The 22,887-nt window shown below is 57.2% G+C and carries 18 protein-coding genes; 7 read left to right on the top strand and 11 right to left on the bottom strand.

Features of this window, described 5'->3' with window-relative positions:
• Positions 1–55: 55 nt before the first annotated feature.
• From egtD to BLS30_RS12270, 5 genes are all read right to left on the bottom strand, one after another.
• The gene (gene egtD, locus BLS30_RS12250) at positions 56–1,036 is read right to left on the bottom strand and encodes an L-histidine N(alpha)-methyltransferase (RefSeq protein ID WP_046478907.1); all 981 of its coding nucleotides are present in this window, start codon (positions 1,034–1,036) and stop codon (positions 56–58) included.
• Between the two features lie 2 nt (positions 1,037–1,038).
• The gene (egtB, locus tag BLS30_RS12255; RefSeq protein ID WP_090229088.1) at positions 1,039–2,352 is read right to left on the bottom strand and encodes an ergothioneine biosynthesis protein EgtB; all 1,314 of its coding nucleotides are present in this window, start codon (positions 2,350–2,352) and stop codon (positions 1,039–1,041) included.
• 214 nt (positions 2,353–2,566) lie between these two features.
• Positions 2,567–3,325, bottom strand: coding sequence for an arginyltransferase (locus BLS30_RS12260; RefSeq protein WP_090229090.1), 759 nt, complete (start codon positions 3,323–3,325; stop codon positions 2,567–2,569).
• A 334-nt stretch (positions 3,326–3,659) separates the two neighbouring features.
• Positions 3,660–3,878: a hypothetical protein gene (locus BLS30_RS12265; protein WP_152025012.1), complete on the bottom strand. Its 219-nt coding sequence runs from the start codon at positions 3,876–3,878 to the stop codon at positions 3,660–3,662.
• A 208-nt stretch (positions 3,879–4,086) separates the two neighbouring features.
• Positions 4,087–5,673 (bottom strand): AMP-binding protein, encoded by a 1,587-nt coding sequence (locus tag BLS30_RS12270; protein WP_090229092.1) that lies wholly within the window; start codon positions 5,671–5,673, stop codon positions 4,087–4,089.
• Between the two features lie 788 nt (positions 5,674–6,461).
• Between BLS30_RS12270 and BLS30_RS12280 the strand changes: the two genes are divergently transcribed.
• Both BLS30_RS12280 and BLS30_RS12285 read left to right on the top strand, forming a co-directional pair.
• On the top strand, positions 6,462–7,754 hold the full coding sequence (locus tag BLS30_RS12280) for an O-acetylhomoserine aminocarboxypropyltransferase (RefSeq protein WP_090229094.1): 1,293 nt from the start codon (positions 6,462–6,464) through the stop codon (positions 7,752–7,754).
• 754 nt (positions 7,755–8,508) lie between these two features.
• The gene (locus BLS30_RS12285; RefSeq protein WP_046478895.1) at positions 8,509–8,823 is read left to right on the top strand and encodes a hypothetical protein; all 315 of its coding nucleotides are present in this window, start codon (positions 8,509–8,511) and stop codon (positions 8,821–8,823) included.
• A 94-nt stretch (positions 8,824–8,917) separates the two neighbouring features.
• On the opposite strand, the gene glnA is transcribed toward BLS30_RS12285, so the two are convergent.
• Positions 8,918–10,327, bottom strand: a complete 1,410-nt coding sequence (gene glnA / locus BLS30_RS12290; protein WP_046478894.1) for a type I glutamate--ammonia ligase — start codon at positions 10,325–10,327, stop codon at positions 8,918–8,920.
• An 82-nt stretch (positions 10,328–10,409) separates the two neighbouring features.
• Complete coding sequence (locus BLS30_RS12295; protein WP_046478891.1) at positions 10,410–10,748, bottom strand: P-II family nitrogen regulator; 339 nt, start codon at positions 10,746–10,748, stop codon at positions 10,410–10,412.
• A 252-nt stretch (positions 10,749–11,000) separates the two neighbouring features.
• Between BLS30_RS12295 and BLS30_RS12300 the strand changes: the two genes are divergently transcribed.
• The gene (locus tag BLS30_RS12300) at positions 11,001–12,488 is read left to right on the top strand and encodes an NAD(P)H-hydrate dehydratase (protein ID WP_244512424.1); all 1,488 of its coding nucleotides are present in this window, start codon (positions 11,001–11,003) and stop codon (positions 12,486–12,488) included.
• Between the two features lie 157 nt (positions 12,489–12,645).
• Complete coding sequence (locus BLS30_RS12305; RefSeq protein WP_170832465.1) at positions 12,646–14,424, top strand: tetratricopeptide repeat protein; 1,779 nt, start codon at positions 12,646–12,648, stop codon at positions 14,422–14,424.
• Between the two features lie 36 nt (positions 14,425–14,460).
• Here the strand turns inward: BLS30_RS12305 and BLS30_RS12310 are convergent, their stop codons facing one another.
• Positions 14,461–14,859 carry a hypothetical protein gene (locus tag BLS30_RS12310; protein ID WP_090229099.1) on the bottom strand — a complete coding sequence of 133 codons (399 nt, stop codon included), beginning with the start codon at positions 14,857–14,859 and terminating at the stop codon, positions 14,461–14,463.
• 499 nt (positions 14,860–15,358) lie between these two features.
• Here BLS30_RS12310 and BLS30_RS12315 point away from each other — a divergent pair, with 499 nt between their 5' ends.
• The gene (locus BLS30_RS12315; protein WP_170832466.1) at positions 15,359–16,192 is read left to right on the top strand and encodes a polysaccharide deacetylase family protein; all 834 of its coding nucleotides are present in this window, start codon (positions 15,359–15,361) and stop codon (positions 16,190–16,192) included.
• Positions 16,193–16,305: 113 nt separating this feature from the next.
• Positions 16,306–17,571 carry a DUF1134 domain-containing protein gene (locus tag BLS30_RS12320; RefSeq protein WP_076605412.1) on the top strand — a complete coding sequence of 422 codons (1,266 nt, stop codon included), beginning with the start codon at positions 16,306–16,308 and terminating at the stop codon, positions 17,569–17,571.
• 7 nt (positions 17,572–17,578) lie between these two features.
• Here the strand turns inward: BLS30_RS12320 and BLS30_RS12325 are convergent, their stop codons facing one another.
• The 3 genes from BLS30_RS12325 to uvrA all read right to left on the bottom strand — a co-directional run bounded on the left by BLS30_RS12325 (position 17,579) and on the right by uvrA (position 22,070).
• A complete protein-coding gene (locus tag BLS30_RS12325) occupies positions 17,579–18,379 on the bottom strand; it encodes a L,D-transpeptidase (protein ID WP_244512425.1) in 801 nt (266 codons plus the stop codon).
• A gap of 172 nt (positions 18,380–18,551) precedes the next feature.
• A complete protein-coding gene (locus BLS30_RS12330; protein WP_090229108.1) occupies positions 18,552–18,983 on the bottom strand; it encodes a hypothetical protein in 432 nt (143 codons plus the stop codon).
• Between the two features lie 15 nt (positions 18,984–18,998).
• Entirely contained in the window at positions 18,999–22,070 is a 3,072-nt protein-coding gene (gene uvrA / locus BLS30_RS12335) for an excinuclease ABC subunit UvrA (RefSeq protein ID WP_170832467.1), read from the bottom strand.
• A gap of 283 nt (positions 22,071–22,353) precedes the next feature.
• Here uvrA and BLS30_RS12340 point away from each other — a divergent pair, with 283 nt between their 5' ends.
• Positions 22,354–22,812: a DUF2946 family protein gene (locus tag BLS30_RS12340; protein ID WP_090229109.1), complete on the top strand. Its 459-nt coding sequence runs from the start codon at positions 22,354–22,356 to the stop codon at positions 22,810–22,812.
• Positions 22,813–22,887 lie beyond the last annotated feature (75 nt).

Consider the following 22,887-nt stretch of genomic DNA (forward strand, 5'->3'; position numbering starts at 1 on the left):
CAGAGCCCGACGGAAAACGTTGGGCTCTGCTGTTTGCGTTCGTAGCGCAGCGCGATTAGGGACAGCGCAGTTCGTGCACCGAAAAGAGTCGGTCGGGGTCCGTCCAAACCTTATCGGGGGACCATCCTGCTTTCCGAGCCAACGCCTGGAACCCTTCAATCGTATATTTGTGCGAATGCTCCGTATGGATGCGTTCGCCCTTTTTGAAATGAATGTCGTGCCCTAAAACACGCACCGTCTGAGAACGTGCGCTGACGAGGTGCATGTCGATGCGGCCATGTTCAGAGTCGTAGGTGGCAGAATGCTCAAAACGATCAGGATCGAAGTGCGTGCCAAGAGCTCGATTAGCGTGCACCAGGACGTTGCGGTTGAACGCCGCTGTGACGCCGGCCTCATCGTTATAGGCTGCGAGCAAGCGCTTTTCGTCTTTCCGGAGATCTGCCCCGATGATCAGTCGACCCTCAGGTGAAAGAACGCGGCGCATTGTTTTGAGAAGGTCGATCGCAGCGTCAGGCTCCAGATTACCGATCGTAGAGCCTGGGAAGAAGCCGAGCAGAGAGCGCTTCGCCAGATCCGGATCAAGTTTCACAGGACGGCTGAAGTCGGCTGCAATCGGGCGAACAGCGATACGCGGGAATTTTTTGGAAAGCCGGGCTTTCGCTTCCGCCAACGCATCATGTGAAATATCGATCGGCACATACGCGTGAAGTTTATCGAGTGCCGTTAGCAGGAGTTCGGTCTTGAGGCTCGAACCCGATCCAAACTCGATAAGGACCGCACCCGACGGTGTGCCTTGCGCAATCTCGGGCGCGCAGGCGCGTAAAATCGCGGTCTCCGTCCGCGTCGGATAGTATTCGGGCTGCCGCGTGATTTCCTCGAACAACTCGCTGCCACGCCCATCGTAAAAGAAGCGGCAGGGAATCGATTTCTTCTTCTTGGACAATCCGGCGAGCAGCGCCTGCGCGAAATCATTATCGCGCTGGGTTGATGAAACCTCGAAATCATCCTGGAGATTGTCGTCGATCTCTTCAAACATTATCACGCATCCTCCGCGAGCCTTAGGCCCATGAATTGCCAACGCTGGTGGGGGTAAAAGAAATTGCGATACGTAATGCGCGAATGCCCGTCAGGCGTAACGCATGATGCGCCGCGCAGCACGTGCTGCGAGCACATGAACTTGCCATTGTATTCGCCAACAGCACCGGGCGGCGGACGGTAGCCCGGGTAAGGTAGGTAAGCGCTCCCCGTCCACTCCCACACGTCGCCCATCATTTGTTGGACGCGGTCCACCGGAGCATCGGCACTAGCCGGGCAAGGGCGAAGCGTGCCGCTACCAAGCGTATTAGCGGGATTGTTTGCGGCATCGGTTGTCTGCGCAGCGCGCTCCCATTCAAATTCGCTCGGGAGGCGCTTTCCTGCCCAGCGAGCGAAAGCATCAGCCTCATAATAGCTGACGTGACTTACGGGTGCCGCTGGATTGAGTGGGACGAGACCGTGCAGAGTCATTTGCCGCCAGCCGTCAGCCGTTTCCTCCCAGTAGCCAGGTGCCTGCCAGCCATTTGATTTGACTGCGCCCCAGCCGTCCGCAAGCCATAAGAGCGGGTTAACGTAGCCGCCATCCTCGATGAATTCGAGCCATTCGCTGTTACTGACACAGCGATGCGCAAGCTTGAATGGACGGATCAGTTCGTCGTGGCGGGGCAGTTCGTTATCGTAGGAGAAACTCTGTCCGTCATGGCCCACCTCTTTGATGCCACCATCGAAAGAAATCCAACGTGTCTCTGAGGCGAGACTGTTGGCTTCTGTTACGAGCGTCAGAGGTTGATAAGCGGGACGCAGAGGCTGAGCCGCGAAAAGGCTGAGGATGTCAGTTAAGAGCAATTCTTGGTGCTGTTGCTCGTGATTGATTCCGAGCTCGATCAATTCCTTAACTTCGGGGGCAAGAGAGCCCTCGTCACTCATAAGCCCCATGAGCGCTTCATCGACGTGGCTTCGATAGCGGCGAACTTCTTCCGCCGAGGGGCGGGTCAGCAATCCGCGGTGCGCACGAGGATGTCGGGGGCCTTGCGTTTCGTAGTAGGAATTGAAGCAGTACTCAAACCGATCGGAAAATGGCTGGTAGCCTGGCATGTGGTTGCGCAACACAAACGCTTCATAAAACCAAGTCGTATGCGCGAGATGCCATTTCGTCGGGCTGGCATCATCCATGGCCTGCACAGTCTGATCTTCGTCCGTGAGTGGCCGGGCCAATGTGAGGGAGAGCTCTCGGCTTGCGTGAAGCCGTTCTCCTAGGGAGACGGACGTATCGGAAAAGCGATGGCGTTGCGCCGAATCCTCGGGGGACGCTGGCATGAAAAAAGTCCCTTCTTGGAGTAGCTATGAACGGATTGGGAGGCTAAGCGCCGACGTCATGCGTCAACGCGCGATAGACCGGAATGGTTCACCGGCAAACGATGCGCGCCAATACGAACAGACCGTCTGTATCGAGAAAAGGGCGAGAACGCCTTTTTCTTGTTCACAATAGGTTGAGGCTGGAAATGTCCGTGAGACGGTAAAGACTTATGGTTTAGCTACGGGGCGATAAGGGAAGCCATCCCTGGGGCGTGAGATGCTCCTGCGGCTGGAAACGCATTTTGTAAGACATCTTTCGAGACCCTGCGATCCAGTACCCGAGATAAAGATAAGGTAGGCCAAGACGCCGGGCCCGATCGATGTGATCGAGGATCATGTAGGAGCCGAGACTGCGGCTCTGTGCGTCAGGATCAAAGTAGCTATACACCATAGAAATCCCGTCAGACAGCCGGTCACAAAGTGCCATAGCCATCAACGGCCAGTCGGACACTTGAGTTGAACTGAGAGGATCCTCGGGCTTGAGGCGATACTCCGTGCAGAACGTGTCAACAACGCTGTCTTCGACCATCATCGCGTAGTCGAGGACGGTCATGTCAGCCATCCCTCCATCGCCATGCCGCGTATCGATGTACTGCCGGAACAAGCGGTATTGCTCGCTCGTAGAAACCGGTGCAACGCAACGAGAAGCGAGGTCGCGGTTGCGGTCTACGATGCGCCGCATCGAACGGCCCTGAGCAAATTCATCGACCAGGACGCGCACGGAAACACATGCGTTGCAGCCGTCACAGTAAGGCATGTAGGCGATATTCTGACTGCGCCGGAAACCGCCCTTCAAGAGATTGTCGATCAGGCCTGGCGATTTATCGCGAGTGAGATGCGTGAAAAGCTTCCGCTCCAGCCGGCCAGGCAGGTAAGGGCAGGGCTGGGGTGAGGTAATGTAGAACTCGGGAAACGTTTTACCTTGTTCCGACATCTGTATCCCTCGACAGCCGGCTGGACCACCGGCGTGTGCCGCCGTCACGATAAACGGAGGCAAATGATGATCTTATGTGAACCGCTGGGCTGATCAAGCCACTTGCGGTACTGCGCGGCCGCCCTGCAGTGCGAAGGGTTTCGCAGATCTGAATAAATGTCGTGTGCGCGGTAAAGACTGGACATGCGCTCGTATTGAGCCGGTTTCAAGGAAACAAGGCATCTCCCGACGCACACATTCAAAGGCGATGAAACCAGGTGGCACACTGTGCAAGCACAGCAAAACGCAACCGGCTGCTATTCGAAAGTATTAGGCCTGCGATCGCGGGGCAGGTTCAAAAATTACCAACGACGCGCCCGATCGTCGGGATAAGGCCGTCAGCCTCTTCAAGATTCGGATCGATGGCGGCATGCGTCAGCCACGCTAGACTGCCAAGAGAAACAACTAAAATAATAATACCAAGAAGGGCGCGCTTAAGCGCCCACACGAGACCGAATTTAGGTGCCCCGAAACCAGCCTCGGCGGCTTGTTCGGGAATCGAACCCATGCTCATGACAAATGCCCCAAAGAAAAGGCCAACACCGGCCTTCAAACGCATCCTGGGGCACTGCTGAACCCCGAGGGTTAACTATAGGCTTTTGATGGAAGAGGTTGGGTTTCTGGTCAATAGGCCGAAAGCGTTTCTGTGCGTTTCGCAGAGCGCCGTTGCTGCCTGATCACGATCCCTGAATCTACCAAACAATGCATTTATGACGACACCCTCAGGAGACATCGCGCCATTGATGTACCATGGCGATTGTGGCTGGGAGATCTACCTTGCCTGTAGCCAGAACGGGGATCGCCGGGACGACCAAAATCATCTTGGGCACCCACAACTCCGGAAAGCCCTGCTCCCGTGCGCAAGCACGCAACTTTTCGGCGGAACTTTCCCGAGCGTCCGTAACCAGCACAAGCTGTTCGCCCTTCCGGACATCCGCCAGGCTCACCACGACGTGCTGCGATTCCGGCCATAGCCCCTGTGCTAGGAGTTCGATCGCAGCGAGCGAAACCATTTCGCCGCCGATCTTCGCAAATCGCCGCGCGCGCCCCTGGATCGATATAAAGCCATCGTCATCTATCCTGACGATATCTCCGGTGTCATGCCATCCGCCTTCGGGAGGAACAACAACACCCGGATTTTCGGCGGCTAAATATCCAGCCATGACATTGGGGCCACGAATTCGCAGCCGTCCTCCGTCGGCAAGTCCCGGTACCGGCACGAGGTTGGTTTCAATTTCCGGCAACGCCCGCCCAACGGTGCCGAAACGATTGGTAGCAGGTACGTTGAACGCGATAACGGGCGCGCATTCAGTTGCGCCATACCCTTCCAAAATCTCAGTTCCGAAAGCAGCCCACCGGCGACGCGTTTCCTCCTTGACGGGTTCCGCCCCAGCAACAACCAAACGGATGCTATCCAGCTCTCCTGGTTCTGCCGCGCGCGCATACCCCAGCAGGAAGGTATCCGTGGCCATCAGAACGGTAGCGCGGCTCGCGTGAATGGCGCGCGCCACTTGCCGATACTGCAATGGATTTGGATACAATACGACTTTCAAACCGTTGAGCAGCGGCATGAGCGTCGCCGCCGTGAGGCCAAAAGAATGAAACATGGGCAGTGGGTTGAGCACGACATCGGCCGTCGAAAGCGCTCCATCCGCATGCGCGAACATTTGGCGAGAGTTGGCCATCAGGTTGGCGTTGGTCAGGACGACGCCTTTCGGCAACCCCTCAGTGCCGGACGTAAAGAGTACCGCGGCAGCTTTTGAGGGACCGCTGCCTTGCCCTTGATGAAACCACCCAGCATACAGACTACGCATCGCCCCAAGAGCTTTATCGAAGAGGCCGATACTTTTTTTCACGTCCTCAAGATAGACGATGCGCACCATCTGGCCGCTGCCGGTCCGCGTTTCGCTTATCGCCTCGATAACGGGTTCAAGTTTGGCCATCTCTACGAACCGGCGCGATGTAACGACAGTCCGTATAAGAGCCGTCTGGGCAGCTGATGTCAGATTGCGCGAACCCGATGTGTAATTGAGAATCGCTGCAACCCGTCCAAAGGCGTTCAGGCCGAATAACGTAATGAGAAAGCCGGAAACGTTGGGGAGCAAAATCCCGATGGCTTCGCCCTGACGAGAGCCTTTACACAGTCGCCGTCCCAGAATCAGGCTGGCGAGAACAAGGCGACTGTAGCTGAGTTTTTGCCCCTCAGAATCCTCAACCGCGATCTTATCGGGTCCGAAAAAATCCCGGCCCGCCAGAAGACCAGCGAACAGCGTGTCAATCTGAGTCTTGGAGACAGGTGAACCGGCCATGCCACGTCTACTTACATGAAGATCCAGTTCGAACGATGTCTGAGAAGTACCATACCGCGCAAGCGCGGACGAAGAAATACCGTCATGCACGACTCATAACTCGATACCGATCCGGGCCGAAGAAACTGCTTCAGAAGAGTGTCATCGGGAATTTTTCCCATGTTTCTCGAAAAGTGATGGCTAACTTTCGAGCTGCTCAGATGCGACCATATAAACTAAGCGTCGCGCAAAAGCACCAATAAGTGATGTAAAAGCATCAATTATCGTGATTGACCGAAAAGGAACATCGCCGAATCACAGATAATGCCTAGCGGATAACCAGATCCTGCCTAAGTTTCTATCTTGTCTAGGATGTCGTTGCAAAGTTAACCTGAAAATATTGGCGAGAATAGATAACAAAAAAATCCAGGTTGGGAAGTGCGCCTAAGTGGAATGTGCCCGGCTATAGCCGCCGGTCCATCGAGACTTATGGAGCATAACCATGATAGAGATTGTACTATCGGTCTGTTTGATCGCTGAACCCGCGAATTGCAAAGATGTAAACCTAAGTTACATGGCTGGGAGCATCACGCCGTATCAGTGCATGCTTCATGGGCAGAGCGAAATTGCTAGGTGGCAAGAAGGCCACCCCAATTGGCGCGTAGCACGCTGGACGTGTGGACGGGTAAAGCAAACGGCGAAGGCCTGATCTGCTCACCGACTACGTTCCAGGGTTTCCTGCGGTATTCCCGTCGTTCGGTGCCTCGCGTATATCCATTGGTATCAGTCCATACCAACTAGGATTCGCAATGACGCAAGATCAAGGCGCCCCCAAATTCGCGACGCTGGCCGTACATGCCGGCGCCGCACCAGATCCCTCAACAGGTGCACGAGCGACGCCGATCTATCAGACGACGTCCTACGTATTCAATGATGCCGAGCATGCCGCGGCATTGTTTGGCCTTGAGGTCTTCGGCAACATCTACACGCGGATTATGAATCCAACACAAGCTGTGCTGGAGGCCCGCATTGCTGCGTTGGAGGATAGTACAGCCGCGCTGGCCGTTGCATCAGGTCACGCTGCGCAGCTTCTCACGTTTCAAACGTTGCTAGAGCCGGGTGATGAGTTCATCGCTGGCCGGCAGCTTTACGGCGGCTCCGTCAACCAATTCAATCACGCCTTCAAAAAGTTTGGATGGAACGTGGTTTGGGCTGATGCTACGGACCCCGCGAGTTTTGCGGCGGCTGTAACGCCTAAGACAAAAGCGATCTTCTGCGAGTCAATTGCAAATCCAGGCGGGATCATCGTCGATCTCCCGGCCATTGCGGCGGTCGCAAAGAAAGCTGGAGTGCCGTTCATTGTCGACAACACTTTGGCGACCCCATACTTGTGCCGCCCCAAGGAACACGGCGCAGATATCATCATCCACTCACTCACGAAGTTTATGGGCGGCCACGGGAACTCAATCGGTGGCGCGCTCGTCGACTGTGGAACCTATGACTGGCTGGGAAGCCGTCATCGTTATGCGACGCTGGTTGAGCCAAATCCCTCATACAATGGCATGCGCCTCGCCGAGACATTCGGCGACTTTGCCTTTGCCATAGCGGCACGCGTAATGGGATTGCGGGATCTGGGGCCGGCGATCTCTCCAATGAATGCGTTTCTCATTCTAACAGGGGTAGAGACGTTGCCTCTGCGCATGCAGCGCCATTGCGAAAATACCCTTGCAGTCGCAGACTGGCTGCAACGCCATCCGAAAGTCGAGTGGGTGAACTACGCGGGGTTGCCCGGCAACAAGTACCACTCCCTACACCACAAGATCTGTCCCAAGGGGGCGGGAGCCGTCTTCACGTTTGGGCTGGCAGGCGGTTACGAGGCTGGCGTGAAGTTTGTTGCGGGGCTGAAGATGTTCAGCCACCTCGCAAACATTGGCGATACCCGCAGCCTTGTGATCCATCCAGCTTCGACTACGCATCGCCAGCTTACGGACGAGCAGCGCGCTGCTGCTGGGGCTGGCGACGATGTCGTGCGGCTCTCAATCGGCATCGAAGACAAGGCTGATATTATCGCGGATCTGGAGCAAGCGCTCGAAGCGGTGTGAGCATTCGGGCTTTGCTGACTGAGGATCATCGCAAGCAAGACAGAGCCCGGTGGGTTAAAAACCCCCGGGCTCAACCGTGTCGGTTTTGGGCGCACCTTTCAGCGGTGGGGTGGACATGAAGCATTGCGGGTTCGGTTTGCCGGGCCTAACCGCACCACGACTAAGCGCGGTTTCCGTTCGGTGTTTGACGCGGTGCCGACCTCGCACGCCAGTTGGTCCTATCCTCCTTGGGCGTCCGACCAGAACACTTCAGGTCATTTTCGAATTCGGATCATCTCAGCTTGCTGGATCGGAGCCCCTGCGCCTTCGCCCATCGTTGGACGTTCGCATCGAATCCTTCTCCCACGATGCTGTCGCAAAGCTCTACGATAGAGCGTGCAAAGACAAACCTAATTCGATCATAGATTTCAAATTTTGATTATTGAGACGCCACGCGAAACTACTGCGTTTGGGCGAGAAGTTGCGCGGCGATAATCTGACCAGGTGGGAGCATTTTCTTAAACCTCCTTCTGTTCGAGACGCTAATCTTGCGCTCGTATTATCTATGTGTCAATGCCGAGGCATCCTCGCAAGACCCGAGAGTTTTGATTTTTCATTTTTACGAAAACCGTCACTGGCGATCTTCGTCGTGGTTAACCCGGTATTGAAATCTGAAGCATTAAACTACTCGAACGCCGACTTTCCGTGGACCGATTGACAGGGTGATCTGCGGCTCAAGTCTTGGAGTTTTGGGGAGATTTTTGCGAGGCAGGATATGGAGCGCGTTCTCGGTATCTTATCGATTTTCGCCGGTGTTCTGATTGCTGGAACTTTTCTTTCAACGGGGCTCTCTCAGCCGGACTCGGCAGATGCCATCGGCCGACAACTCGCCCAAAACGGATTTCAGCTACACATTGATCCGATATCGTTTATCGCGGGCGTTTTGGGTGGGGTCGCCCTGTGTCAGTTGGCCAAGATTTGCTGGATAGAGATCCCTCGCCGCGTAGTGAAATGGCTGAACGAGAACATGGGCCACTTCGGCTATATCTGCGCTTGTGGCGCGCTACTGCTCATCCTCATCTACATCTGATGTCGGCTGGTTCCGTCACTCCATTCGCCTGAAAATCAAACGGCCCGGAATTGCTCCCGGGCCGTTGGCGTCTCGAAAGACGAAGATGGTCGAATTAAACAGAGTAGTACATGTCGTACTCGACGGGATGCGGCGTCATCTCGTAACGCATGTTCTCTTCCATCTTCAGCTCGATGTAAGCGTCGATGGTATCGTCCGTGAACACGTTGCCCATCTTGAGGAAGGCGCGGTCCTTGTCGAGGCTGTCCAGAGCTTCGCGTAGGCTGCCGCAAACCGTCGGGATGTTCGCCAGTTCGGCAGGTGGCAGGTCATACAGGTTCTTATCCATCGCATCGCCCGGATGGATCTTGTTCTGAATGCCGTCGAGGCCAGCCATGAGCAACGCAGCGAATGAAAGGTAGGGGTTCGCGGTCGGATCCGGGAAGCGGATTTCGATGCGCTTTGCCTTCGGGCTGGTGGTGTAGGGGATGCGGCATGAAGCGGAGCGGTTGCGAGCCGAGTAGGCCAGCAGCACAGGAGCCTCGTAGCCTGGAACCAATCGCTTGTAAGAGTTGGTCGACGGGTTCGTGAACGCGTTCAGCGCCTTGGCGTGCTTCAGGACACCGCCGATATAGAACAGGCAGGTCTCGGAGAGATCTGCATACTTGTCTCCTGCGAACACCGGCGATCCATTCTTCCAGATCGACTGGTGCACGTGCATGCCCGAGCCGTTGTCGCCGAAGACAGGCTTCGGCATAAAGGTGGCAGTCTTGCCATAAGCCTGCGCCACGTTGTGGATTGCATACTTATAGATCTGCAGATGGTCAGCGATCGTAACGATCGGCGCAAACTGGATGCCGAGCTCGTGCTGAGCCGAAGCAACTTCATGGTGATGCTTCTCAACCTTCACGCCCATTTCGGCCATGACAGAGAGCATTTCAGAACGAATGTCCTGTCCGCTGTCGATGGGAGGTACCGGGAAGTAGCCACCCTTCATGCGTGGACGGTGTCCGAGGTTGCCCATTTCATATTCAGTGCCAGAGTTTGACGGCAATTCGGTGGAGTCTACGCGGAATCCGGTATTGTAAGGATCGGCGGTGAAGCGCACGTCATCGAACATGAAGAATTCGGCTTCCGGACCGAAGTAGACGGCGTCACCAACGCCGGTCGACATCATGTAGGCTTCGGCCTTCTTTGTAATAGAGCGAGGGTCGCGCTCATAAGGCTCGCCCGTGGAGGGTTCGAGTACGTCGCAGAAGACCGCCAGCGTCGTCTGGGCGAAGAAGGGATCGACATGGGCAGAGGTTGGGTCTGCAATAAGAAGCATGTCGGAGGCTTCGATGCCCTTCCAACCTGCAATGGAGGAGCCGTCGAAAGCATAGCCATCCGTAAACACGCTTTCATCGATGCATGATACATCGGCGGTCACGTGCTGCATCTTGCCCCTCGTATCCGAGAACCGGAAGTCTACGAACTTGACGTCCTTGTCTTTGAGTAACTGAATTACATCACCTGCGGTCTTCATATCGGCTCCCCTGTGAGCGGCTAGTTTTAGGTCATTGATTTGAAGTCTGGCCCCGCTATTGGCGGGGCACCTCGAGGCGCTACTAAATGGCTTCCGCGCCGGTCTCGCCGGTACGAATGCGTATAGCTTCCTCGATTGCGGAAACAAAAATCTTCCCGTCGCCGATGCGGCCAGTTTTCGCGGCTTTCTGGATGGCTTCCACCGCTTTGTCCAGCATCTCGTCAGCAAGCACAACTTCCACCTTCACTTTAGGAAGGAAGTCGACGACGTATTCGGCACCTCTGTAGAGCTCGGTGTGGCCCTTCTGCCGTCCGAAGCCCTTGGCCTCGATTACCGTGATGCCCTGCAGGCCGATTTCCTGCAAAGCTTCCTTCACTTCGTCGAGCTTGAACGGTTTGATAATGGCTTCGATCTTTTTCATGATTTCCTCGGACTTCCCTTCATCTGCCTGTCAGCGTGAACGCGGACGGTAGACCCGCCTTGGTTAGCACGCGGCATGCCAGTTCGTGAGTGACATATAAAGTCATTAGAAAACAATCGCGTAACGACGGAGCGGCGAAATTTAGAGCAGAATGCCGTTATTTGATTGCACAATAACTAGCCGTTCTGCTCAAAAAACGATCGGATTCAAATATCTGACGAGAAGATCCACTACAAAAGGAGCTGGTTCTCAATGCACCAAGGCCTCGAATTACTGACCAACTCCGAAATGGCGGAGGCGGATCGGCTTGCCATCGAACGCGGAGTGCCAGGAACGGCCCTGATGGAAAAAGCAGGTCGGGCGGTGGCGGACGCTGCAGAGCGGCTGGCCGCAGGCGCACCGATCGGCGTTTTCTGCGGACCTGGGAACAACGGCGGAGATGGGTTTGTAGCCGCGCGTTTGCTGCGCGAGCGCGGCTATGAGGTGCGCGTGGCGTTGTTGGGGAGCAGGGATCGCCTGCACGGCGACGCGGCAGTGATGGCGCAGCGCTGGGAGGGAAATGTCGAACCCTGGGGGCCTCAGATTCTCGAAGGAGCTGGGCTCGTTATAGACGCAATCTTCGGTTCCGGTCTCGCCCGACCCCTAACACAAGAAGTCGCCGAGGTGACCGGCGCGATGAATTCCGTCACTCTACCCGTCGTCGCCGTAGACGTTCCCACTGGCCTCGATGGCGGATCAGGACGCGCTTTCGAGGGCACGGTCCAGGCAACGGAAACCGTAACGTTTTTTCGCCGTAAGCCCGGCCATTTGCTTGAGCCGGGTCGTAGCCTTTGCGGGGAGACAAGCGTCGCAGACATCGGAACTCCAAGCGACGTTCTGGAGGAGATTAAACCCCAGGCGTTTGCCAACGCTCCCGATCTCTGGGCGCACGTTTTTCCGCGGCCGAAACCGGGCGGACACAAATATTCTCGCGGACACGCCGTCGTCGTTTCGGGGCAGGCGCATGCAACCGGGGCAGCGCGCCTGGGCGCGCGGGGCGCGCTCCGCATCGGCGCAGGGCTCGTCACTGTCGCGAGCCCGCCTGACGCGATTGCCGTCAATGCCGCGCATCTAACGTCCGTTATGCTGATTCCAACGGAGTTTCCCGACGGCTTAGCGGATGTTCTGGCAGATACCCGCCGCAATGCCGTGCTGATTGGACCCGGCGCGAGCGTCTCGGAGCAAACGAGGCGCACTGTGGAGCTTGCGCTCGTGTCGCAGGCGAGCGTCGTGCTCGATGCCGACGCATTGACTTCGTTTTCTAATCTTCGTGTAGCCTTTTTCGACCAGATCCGGCGACGTCGGCCCGGCTTGGCAACCGTCATGACGCCGCACGAAGGCGAGTTTACGCGCCTCTTTGACAAGGCGCAGACTGTTGTCTCCAAGCTAGAGCGCGCGCGCCGCGCAGCCGTATTGAGCGGCGCGCTGATCATCCTCAAAGGACCTGATACCGTCGTTGCGGCGCCTGATGGACGCGCTGCGATCAATGAAAACGCGCCTCCGTGGTTGGCGACAGCAGGCTCCGGCGATGTGTTGGCGGGATTCGTGACCGGTCTTCTGGCGCAACACATGCCCGCGTTCGAGGCTGCGTGTGCCGCCGTTTGGCTCCACGGCGAATGCGCCAATATGTTCGGACCCGGACTGATCTCAGAAGATTTACCGGAGGTTCTACCGAAAGTGCTGGCGCGGTACGTGTTATGAAGCGAAACGCACATGCTGATTGCCGCAGCTCGGTCACACATCGACGGGCGGGACGTGTTAGCTGTATAAGTTGAAGACGCGTCGCGACTTAACCAACGCGACGCATTCGGTTCGTCAGACGCGTGACCATCTGGATGAGCACCCGCGATTTATGACAATGTCGGATACCGATAGGTCAGTTAAAAAAAGGGCCGCGACGACGCGGGCGATCACAGCTGCAGTCGTATCTGCAGCTGTGGCGGTCTTGTTTTCAGCTTTGCCGGCGCGTTCGGAAATAAGCGAATTACGCGCCCGCGACGCGGCGATCGCGCTCTCTCGTGGCGATTCGGTTGCAGCCGTTGATCACTACACAGCAATTCTTGCTGAAGAGAACATTCCCGACGACCGGCGGGCAACTCTGCTGAACGATCGAGCGGTCGCCTATGTTCGTCTTGGTAAGACGCGCGAGGCGATTGAAGACTACAACAAAGCCGTTGTCCTATTTCCCGAATATGCAGCGGTCTACAATAACCGCGGCAATCTTCTGATGGCGCTTGGGCTCCACGGCGAAGCATTGAAAGATTTCAATCGCGCCATCGCTTTGGCGCCAGGCTATGCTGCGGCCTATAACAATCGTGCCGGAGCCCAGTCGCGTCTCGGTCACGCCGATGATGCGATCCGCGATTACACGCGAGCGATCAAGTTGATGCCATCGAGCCCGGCGCCCCTGGCCGGACGCGGCAAAGCGTATCTGTCTCAAGACCGCCCCCACGCTGCAATCCGCGACTTTTCGCGGGCCGTCGGTGCGGACGCGCGATTCGCGACAGGCTATCGCAACCGCGCCGAAGCCAAAATTGAGGTTGCCCACTACAACGAAGCCATAGAGGACCTTTCCCGGGCCATCGCGTTCGATGTGGCGAACCCCGAGGCTTATCTATTGCGCGGTCATTCCTATCTGGCGATTGGCGACGCACCGGCTGCTGTCACGGATTTCACACGCGTCATCGAGTTGGCGCCCTCCGATACGATCGGGTATGAGGCGCGTGGGCTGGCGAATACAATGGCCGAAGCGTTCGATGCCGCATTTGCGGATCTTAATGAGGCTATCCGCCTCAATCCGCGTTCCGCTACGGCATTTGCGTATCGCGGATTTGCCTATGTTCGGAACGGCCAACCCGACATCGCCCAACGTGATCTCGACGCCGCGGCGGCGTTGGAAAAGGACAACCCCGAAGTCCTCTGGGCATTGGCAGAATCAGAAGAAGCGCAGGGCAGGTCAGAGAAAGCTATCGAGCATTTGCGACGCGCTCTGGCGATCAAACCTGACTTCAAACGCGCAGCCGATTCTCTCCAACGTTTGGGTTTTGTGCTCGCTTCGGCAAGTGACACCCCAGTTAAAGGACTTGGTGGGTTCGGCTGGCAGGTGATCACCAACAGTGGCCGTTTTTACGCTGTGAGCGACAATCACCCCAACATCCGCGTGCCGCTCGAGCCACTCGGAGAAGGTCAACCGCGAATTTTGTCGTGGGAGCTCAAGGACGCACCGTTCCGCGATATTGGTGTGCTGACCTATCATGGCGGCGTGATTGAGGGCCGCGAGAAGCCGGAAGAAGTCGAATTAGCCGCTATTATCGATTTGAAGTCCAATAGTGTGGTGGCTATCGAACCACATCGGCAAGGCAAGGAAGTCTCCAACTGGACGTGGGGAGAGAATGGCCGCGTGACGATCGCAAGCGTTGATGGTGTGATCGACGAATTCACGCTGCGTCAAGTGAGACAGGAGCCGACCGTTTCTCGTTATCGACAGCAAGACCGTGGCGAGTCTTCGGATCCGTATTGGGCACCTTGGAACGAAGGCCCGTGGGCGTCTGACCCGTCCCACCGTTCGCGCTCAGCGAGTCGAGCCCGAAAGGCCAAGAAGCCGAAATCATTTTTCCAACTACTGTTCGGCAACTAGACCTGACGCCGGTAGCCTCGGCCAATCGGGAAGGCTTTAGCGAACCGTGTGCTTTACGGCCTCAGACTGCGCAAACACGGTGGCGACAGGCTTTTTTCGCGGTTTTGTCGGGGTAACTTTTGCGTCCCAACCCTCTGTAATCGGAGCCGTTTTTCTTCCCTTGCTGTTTTCTTCCGCGTCCTTGGTCTTCACGTTGTCGACGACCTGTTGGTAACGTTCCGGAGCCATACGCGGTAGAGGTGCGTCGACCACTTCTTCGATTTCGGTTTTGCCAGTCTTGCGATCCAAACTCAGCCTATAGATCTGCGCTTCTTGAGAGGAACACTTGTCGAACGTGTGACGGAAGCAGGCCGACGCGGAGGACGTTGAAAAGACGGTAAGAATGGTAGCAAGAGCAACAGGACTGCTCGCAATGAGTCCAACGATGCGAGCCATGATCGCTTCTCCCTCAAAATTCCGATGTCAAGTTTCCCGAATTTGATCTCCTAACGCTCTGGCAGTTGCGCATGTTCCGGCGCGAAGATCGCGGCTGGGTACAAAGCTGCGAAAAAACGAAAAATGCCCCGAAACGCGCGGTCTCGGGGCAGTCAGGCTCTGGGGAACAAGTGGAGCGTCGGCGAGTACCCAGCTCAGCGATCCGTTCGTCAAAACGTTACGATGGGCTAACGCGCTCGCCACTGGAACTTAAGAATGCAGCAATCGACATTCTGTTCCGTGGGAAACAGGTGCCACCTAAATTTTCAACGCCTTGCATGCGATAGACGGCATTGCTGCAACACTAAGAGTGCGCTGGCTGTGTATGCCATCATGGGGCATCTTGAATTCGCTAGGTCGCGCGGCGCATTATCCCCCACGGGACGTGGCAGCATTTTATCCGGCCACGATATTTTGGGAGCCAGACGTGAGACAGATTTTCATATCCGCCGTAATTTCCATGGCCGCCACCTTGGCGATTTCTGCTCCAGTCTCGGCCGAGCAGTGCCCCGGGAATGACCAAGCGCTTGGCGTTTCACGTACGGTCGAAATAGACACCCAGGGAGGGCCGGGGTTTGGCTTTGCTCAATATAAGATCTACGACTTTCTTGAACCAGGTGAAGTCGTCCTGACATTTGACGACGGACCATGGCCAAATACCACGCCGGCGGTTCTCGATGCCCTGGCCAGCCATTGCACCAAAGCAACCTTTTTCATCATCGGAAAACACGCCGTCTGGCATCCGGAAATCCTGAAAAAAGTTGCGGCGGCAGGCCACACCATCGGGACCCATACTTGGTCACACGCAAATCTCTCCAAAGGGAAAATGAAGGGGGATGCCGGGAAAGCTGAAATCGAAAAAGGGATAAGCGCAACGAAGTTCGCACTGGGCGACTCCCCGTCCCCCTTCTTCCGTTTCCCGTTTCTTCAAGACCCGAAGGAAATGGTCGGCTACCTAGCTGAGCGTAACATCGCCATTTTTTCGATGGATCTGGATTCGTTCGATTTCAAGCACCGTAAGCCCGAGGGCGTGATCAAGGCGGTTCTCGATAAGCTCGAGAAGCAGGGCAAGGGCATCATCTTGATGCATGATTTCCAGAAGTCGACGGCAAAGGCGATGCCGGAGCTTTTGAAAAAGCTCAAGGAAAAGGGCTATCGCGTCGTTCACTTGACGGCGAAGGATCGAGTGGTGTCGCTGGAACAGTATGATACGGAGATCGCTAAGGAATTTGCCGGACCCACCGCATCGAGCCGCCCGGTGTCGAGCGTGGTCCGGACAATTACAGGCAACTGACGGCCCCTCCACTGCGTTTTGGGGTCGCTTGGGAATAAACGCGCAAGACGACCCGCGCCGCTTTTAAGTACAAGTCGGCGTTATAATGAGCGCGGATGGGAGAGTTGACGGCAATGAAGAAGTTGCTGCGTGGCGTATGCGGCGGGCTCGCCACCGTTATCTTCGCGCTCGTGTGCATCGTGCCGAGCGCGAGCTCCGCCAATACATGCACGAGAGACGATTTCGCCTCAGCGGTTGATGAGGCGGGTGCGGCGATGCGGTCCTACAATAGCTCTGCCGCGCCGGAACTGTCGGCCAAGCTGCGCCAACTCAAAGCTCGCAAAGGGTGGACGGATGCCGCCTACGAGCAGATGGCGATGGACTATCTGCATGACGCGCGCATCGCGGGCCTCGATCAGAAAGCCAACGATCTCCTTGCCAAGGTCGATGAACTTGGTAGCACCGACGAAAACGTCGCCCCCGACTGTAGCAAGCTCAACGAACTAAAGGCCACGAGCTTGGAATTGCTCGCGGTCATGAAGGCAAAGTCGAAATACATTTTGGGTAAGATTGATGGGGAGTTGAACCCCGCCAAAGCCAAACCCTCCGCCCCACTGGTCGCAGGCGGCGAAACGGGTACGCCTTTGATCGCACCATCTCAGGAGCCAGCTCCGAGGGCTGCTCCGCAACAGCGGACTGCTGAAAAAGCGCCGGCGCCGAAGATGCAGGAGCGCGCGGCACCGGCGCCCTGGAACACGACAACGCAATCCGATCCGTCCCACTCGTCCGCCGGGGACACGTCGCGTGTGCCGGACACCGCGTTTCTGGAACGCCGACCGGACGCAAGTGTACCCGGATACACGCAAGAAAATTTGCCGCCGGCGGGACTTCCACCGGATGCCTTCGAAAATCCGGATGATGGTTACACGATTGAAGAAATTCGCGATGCGAGCCGTGGTTTTTTCGGGTCTATCTCTGCGAACTTGGCAGCAGTTATCGAGCACACGTTCCGGAACTGGGGGCGTCCGACAGCCTACGTTCTGGGAACCGAGGGCGGGGGCGCTCTGCTCGCCGGACTACGCTACGGCAAGGGAATGCTTTATCTGCGAACGGGCGGAACTCAGACGGTGCACTGGCACGGTCCCTCGCTCGGCTATGACTTCGGCGCAGAGTCCTCGCGGACCATGTTCCTCATCTACAACATGCACGATCCGTCAAAGTTGTTCCGCAGGTACATCGGCGTTGATGGCTCGGCCTATTTGGTCGGCGGCGTTGGCGTCACCCTACTGAAGGGCGGACCGACGATCATGGCGCCGATCCGAACCGGTTTAGGTCTCCGCGTCGGCGCCAATGTCGGCTACGTCCGCTTTACGTCTGAACCGACGTGGAACCCGTTCTGATCGCCCTCTAGTACCCGTAGGAATAGGTTCGGGAGCCGTAGCGCGGTTTGTAGTAACGCGGCGTCGGATCGCCGGGCCAAACGTAGCCCTGAGACGGCGCGCGGTAGACTTGCCGCGACGCGGAACGCCGTGCCTGCCTGCCGGTTGAGGCGGAGGGACTGGCAGAACTCCATGTCGATTTAGCCTGCCGCGTGGTGCTCGGCCGTTTCGCGACAGAGGCCGGGGCAACGCCACTTAGCGAGATGCGCGTGCGGGCTTTTCCGTGTTTCTCAACGAGTTTGTAAAATGTCTTCGCATGCGATGGCGCCAAACGGATGCAGCCATGGGAAGCCGGGCGGCCAAGAGCGCCCGTGGCATAGGTCGCGTGGATTGCGTAGCCGTGATGGAAGAAGACCGAATGCGGCATCGGCGCGTTGTCATACTTCTTGGAGTAGTGCATGCGCGTCATCCATTGCGGCTTATAGGTGCCCGTCGGCGTCCGGTAGCCTTCGCGGCCCGACGAGATCGGCCAGCTATGGATGACTTCGCCATGCGAGGATACGGTCATGCGCTGTCTTGAAAGGTTGATGGCCACCTTGAGGCTTGGGGGCAGCGGCTTGATATCCGCTGGCTTTGGCGCTGGCGGAGTAATGACCGCCGTAACCGCATTACTCTCGGCGGAAGACTTGCCCGAGGGAGCAGGTGGGTCCTCTGAAATGGACAGACCGCTACCGGGTGCAACGTTCGCGACAACCTGTTCTGCCGCATCTGAAACGCCGCAACCTAAAGTGACGAGCGCGACATAGGCGCAGGCGAACTTCCGCATCATTAATCTCCAACTCGGGTACAACGCTGAAGTGATTACGATGTCGGGTTCTGAGGATTGATTAAATTGAGAAGTGATCTGATGGAAAAGCTTTGTCCATAAGAATCAATGGATAATGCGATCTTGCTAAGCGTCTCTTTGCCGGACGCAAGTTAAACGGACGGTAAAGCCCGGATCAGCCTTCATCCTCACGAAGTTCGGGCCGGGCCTGCAGCACCCAATGACGGAAACGTTCGGCTTCGTAGGAGACAGTGCCGCCAAGGCCATGCAAGTCTATGATGCCATGGGCGATCAGTTCGATGGCTTCGGTTTCAAGATCACGCCCAGCCATAAGCCAGTCGTCGCGTTGCCCATAGCGTATGAGATCCCGCAGTGTGTCCATCGGCTCCGGATTTTCGCGCGGATGCGAATGGCGTTCGAGCGCCAACGCTTCCTTTAAGGAAAGATGTCCCTCTTTGGCGCGGACAATGTGAGCGAGAATATTATCGGCCGCTGTCGCGAGCGCGATCGACGGCAGAGGAGAATGGTAGTCGAGCAGAACGCGTATGGACCAGTCGAGAAGTTCGCCAGCGGCATCGATCGTGGTGATTTTCCGATGCTCGCTCATCTACGCACTGACGCCTCACTCGGCTGCCTGCCGCCTTGTCCGTCTCCCGGAAGAAGTCTTGCGCTTCGGAGCGGGCTTTTTTGCGTCGCTATCCGGCGGTTTGGCTGGTGTCTTGCCGCGCCGCTGCAGAAGATCCTTCAGATATCTTCCTGTGTAACTCGCATCTTCCGCCGCTACAACTTCCGGAGTCCCGGTTACGACGATACGCCCGCCCCCGTCGCCACCTTCCGGGCCGAGGTCGATGATCCAGTCCGCAGTCTTGATCACCTCCAGATTGTGCTCGATGACGGCGACGGTGTTGCCGGCGTCAACGAGTTCATGGAGAACTTCCAAAAGCTTGGCGACGTCGTGGAAATGCAGCCCGGTTGTAGGCTCGTCGAGGATATAAAGCGTTCGACCCGTGGCACGCTTGGAAAGTTCCTTGGCGAGTTTAACGCGTTGGGCTTCGCCGCCGGATAGTGTCGTCGCCTGTTGACCGACCCTGATGTAGCCCAATCCAACGCGGGTCAGCGTCTCGAGCTTGTCGCGGATTGACGGCACCGCCTTGAAGAACTCGGCACCCTCTTCGACGGTCATGTCGAGAACGTCGGCAATCGATTTATCGCGGAAGCGCACTTCAAGCGTTTCTCGATTATAGCGCTTGCCGTTGCACTGGTCGCACGTGACGTAGACGTCGGGAAGGAAGTGCATCTCGATTTTGATAACGCCGTCGCCCTGGCACGCTTCGCAGCGTCCGCCCTTCACGTTGAAGGAAAAGCGGCCAGGCGCGTACCCGCGGGCCTTGGCCTCCGGCAAATTGGCGTACCATTCGCGGATGGGTGTGAATGCGCCCGTATACGTCGCCGGGTTCGATCTTGGTGTCCGCCCAATCGGTGACTGATCGATGTCGATCACCTTGTCGAGATGTTCGAGGCCAACGATACGGTCATGTTCACCAGGGTTGTCTCGCGCGCCGTTGAGGCGTCGGGCAACGGCCTTGTAAATCGTATCGATCAGGAGGGTGGACTTGCCGCCACCCGAAACGCCCGTGATACACACAAACAGGCCGAGCGGAATTTCTGCCGTGACGTTCTGCAGATTGTTGGAACGCGCACCGACGACGGAAAGCGTCCGTCCCTTTTGCGGCTGACGCCTCACCGAAGGTACGGGGACGTTACGCACCCCAGTCAGATACTGGCCGGTTAGGCTGGATTTTGAAGCCTTGATTTCATCCGGCGTGCCTTGTGCAACGATCTCGCCGCCATGCACGCCGGCTCCGGGACCCATATCAACGACATGGTCGGCGCTGAGGATGGCATCCTCGTCATGCTCAACCACGAGCACCGTATTGCCCAGATCGCGCAGATGTTTCAGCGTCACCAAAAGCCGGTCGTTATCGCGTTGATGCAAGCCGATCGACGGTTCGTCGAGGACATAAAGCACGCCCGTAAGTCCGGAACCAATTTGGCTCGCGAGCCGGATACGCTGGCTCTCACCGCCCGATAGAGTTCCGGAATTACGAGACAGCGTGAGATATTCGAGACCGACGTCATTGAGAAAACGCAACCGCTCGGTGATCTCCTTGAGAATGCGTCCGGCGATTTCGTTTTGCTTCTTTGTCAGCTTTTCGGGCAGCGTCGAGAACCACTCATCCGCAGCCTTTACGGACATCTCGACGGTCTCACCGATGTGCAGTCCAGCGATCTTGACCGCTAGGGCTTGCGGCTTGAGACGATACCCGCCGCAGGCTTCGCACGGATGCGCGCCTTGATACCGCGACAGCTCTTCGCGAACCCAATCGGACTCCGTCTCCCGCCAGCGCCGCTCGATATTGCCGATGACGCCCTCAAATGGTTTCTCGGTTTTGTAGCGTCGGACCCCGTCTTCGTAGATGAACGCGATTTCCTCTTCGCCAGAGCCGAAGAGGATGGCTAGCTGTACGTGCTTAGGCAGCCGCTCCCACGGTGTGCGCATCGACACCCCGTAGTGCTTGGCGAGAGCATCCAGCGTTTGCTCGTAATAAGGTGACGTCGCGCCTGTCTTGGCCCATGGGTAGACAGCGCCATCGGCCAGAGAAAGCGTTGCGTCAGGCACAACGAGGTCAGGCTCGAATTGCAGTTCCGTACCGAGACCATCACACACGGGACAAGCACCCGCAGGCGCGTTGAACGAAAACAAACGTGGCTCGATCTCGTCAATCGTGAAACCGGACACGGGACAAGCAAAGCGTGCGGAGAAGACAACGCGTTCGTGCGTTTCGTTCTTATTACGAAGGATGCCGGTGTCCTTGTCCTTACCTGCGGCCTTGCCTTCCGCACCACCGGATTTTTCAGCGGAGAGAGGTTTATCGGCAAATTCCGCAATCGCGATGCCATCAGCAAGATCGAGCGCGGTTTCAAAACTGTCCGCGAGCCGCGACGCCATATCGGGCCGCACGACCACGCGATCCACGACGACGTCGATGTCGTGTTTGTATTTCTTGTCGAGAGCGGGCGCGTCCGGGATCTCATAGAAAGTCCCGTCGATCTTGACCCGCTGGAAGCCCTTCTTCTGAAGTTCGGCGAGCTCTTTGCGGTATTCGCCTTTTCGCCCGCGCACGATCGGCGCCAGCAGATAAAGACGGGTCCCTGCCTCTAGCGCCAACACCCGGTCCACCATCTGGCTGACCGTCTGGCTCTCAATGGGTAAGCCCGTCGCCGGAGAATGCGGGACACCCACCCGCGCAAACAGCAAACGCAGATAGTCGTAGATCTCGGTTACGGTGCCGACAGTCGAGCGCGGGTTCTTCGAAGTCGTCTTTTGCTCAATCGAGATGGCGGGAGACAGACCATCAATGTGATCGACGTCGGGTTTCTGCATCATCTGCAAAAACTGGCGCGCATAGGCTGACAGGCTTTCGACGTAACGGCGTTGGCCTTCCGCGTAGATGGTGTCGAACGCGAGAGACGATTTGCCCGAGCCGGATAGTCCCGTAAACACGACGAGAGAGTCGCGCGGGATCGTGAGGTCGACGTTCTTCAGGTTGTGCTCACGCGCGCCACGCACGTGAATGACGCCAGCCATAGGCTGAGGCGTCAGAGCGCCCCCGGTCTTACGTTGTTTTGCCATGCCAACCAGTTAGCCGAACCCGCGCGGGGCGGCAATCAGACTTGTGTGATTTGAGGGAATCCGCCGGCTCCACGCGCAGCGCGAAAACGCCGCAGCCTCGCAGGACGCGTGCAACTCTGATGTGATCTGCAAACCTCGAGATTTTGTGACCCGTCGGCCACGCTGCTGAACATAAGTGGGTATCGGTTGCCGCCTCTTCCAGTCTCCAAAAGCCCCAAAATAAGCGGATGCGCGAAGGCATTCCATCTCTGGACACACGCCGTGCGCGGAGAATTCCATTGTCATGCGGGAGCTAACGGATAATATCACAAACTATGTTGGGGGATACGGCGTGAAAGTGCTGCGCAAACAACGTTGGCTATTTATCTGGGGAGTGCTCGCTCTGGCGGTGCAGCTCACCTGGGCGGCTGGCCACGTGCACCTTCACAATGCGAGCAATGGTGCCCTTGGCGTTGCCGGCTTCGATAAGCTGCACACCGCAAATCACTTAGAGCACGCACATGACGAGGGCCCCTCAACGGGGGCGCATAATCCTAGCGATCACCACCCCGCCGATCACCCCGATTGCCCGACGTGCTGGACCAAGGCGCTTGCAGGTGCCCTCACGTTACCGGCCTTTCCGGTCATCGCGTTGCGGCGACCTCTACAGCATATCGCGAGGCCGTCACAGACGACAGCACTCCCGACCTTTCCCATCCCGCATGGCTTCCACGCGCGCGCACCTCCTACCCGCGTGAGTTAGTCCGCGCGGCGCGCATCTGGCGTCCCGGACCACGCAACGGCTGCGCCCGCCTTCCTGCCAGGTAAGGCGCTTTGG

Source organism: Filomicrobium insigne, assembly GCF_900104305.1.
GTDB lineage: Bacteria > Pseudomonadota > Alphaproteobacteria > Rhizobiales > Hyphomicrobiaceae > Filomicrobium > Filomicrobium insigne.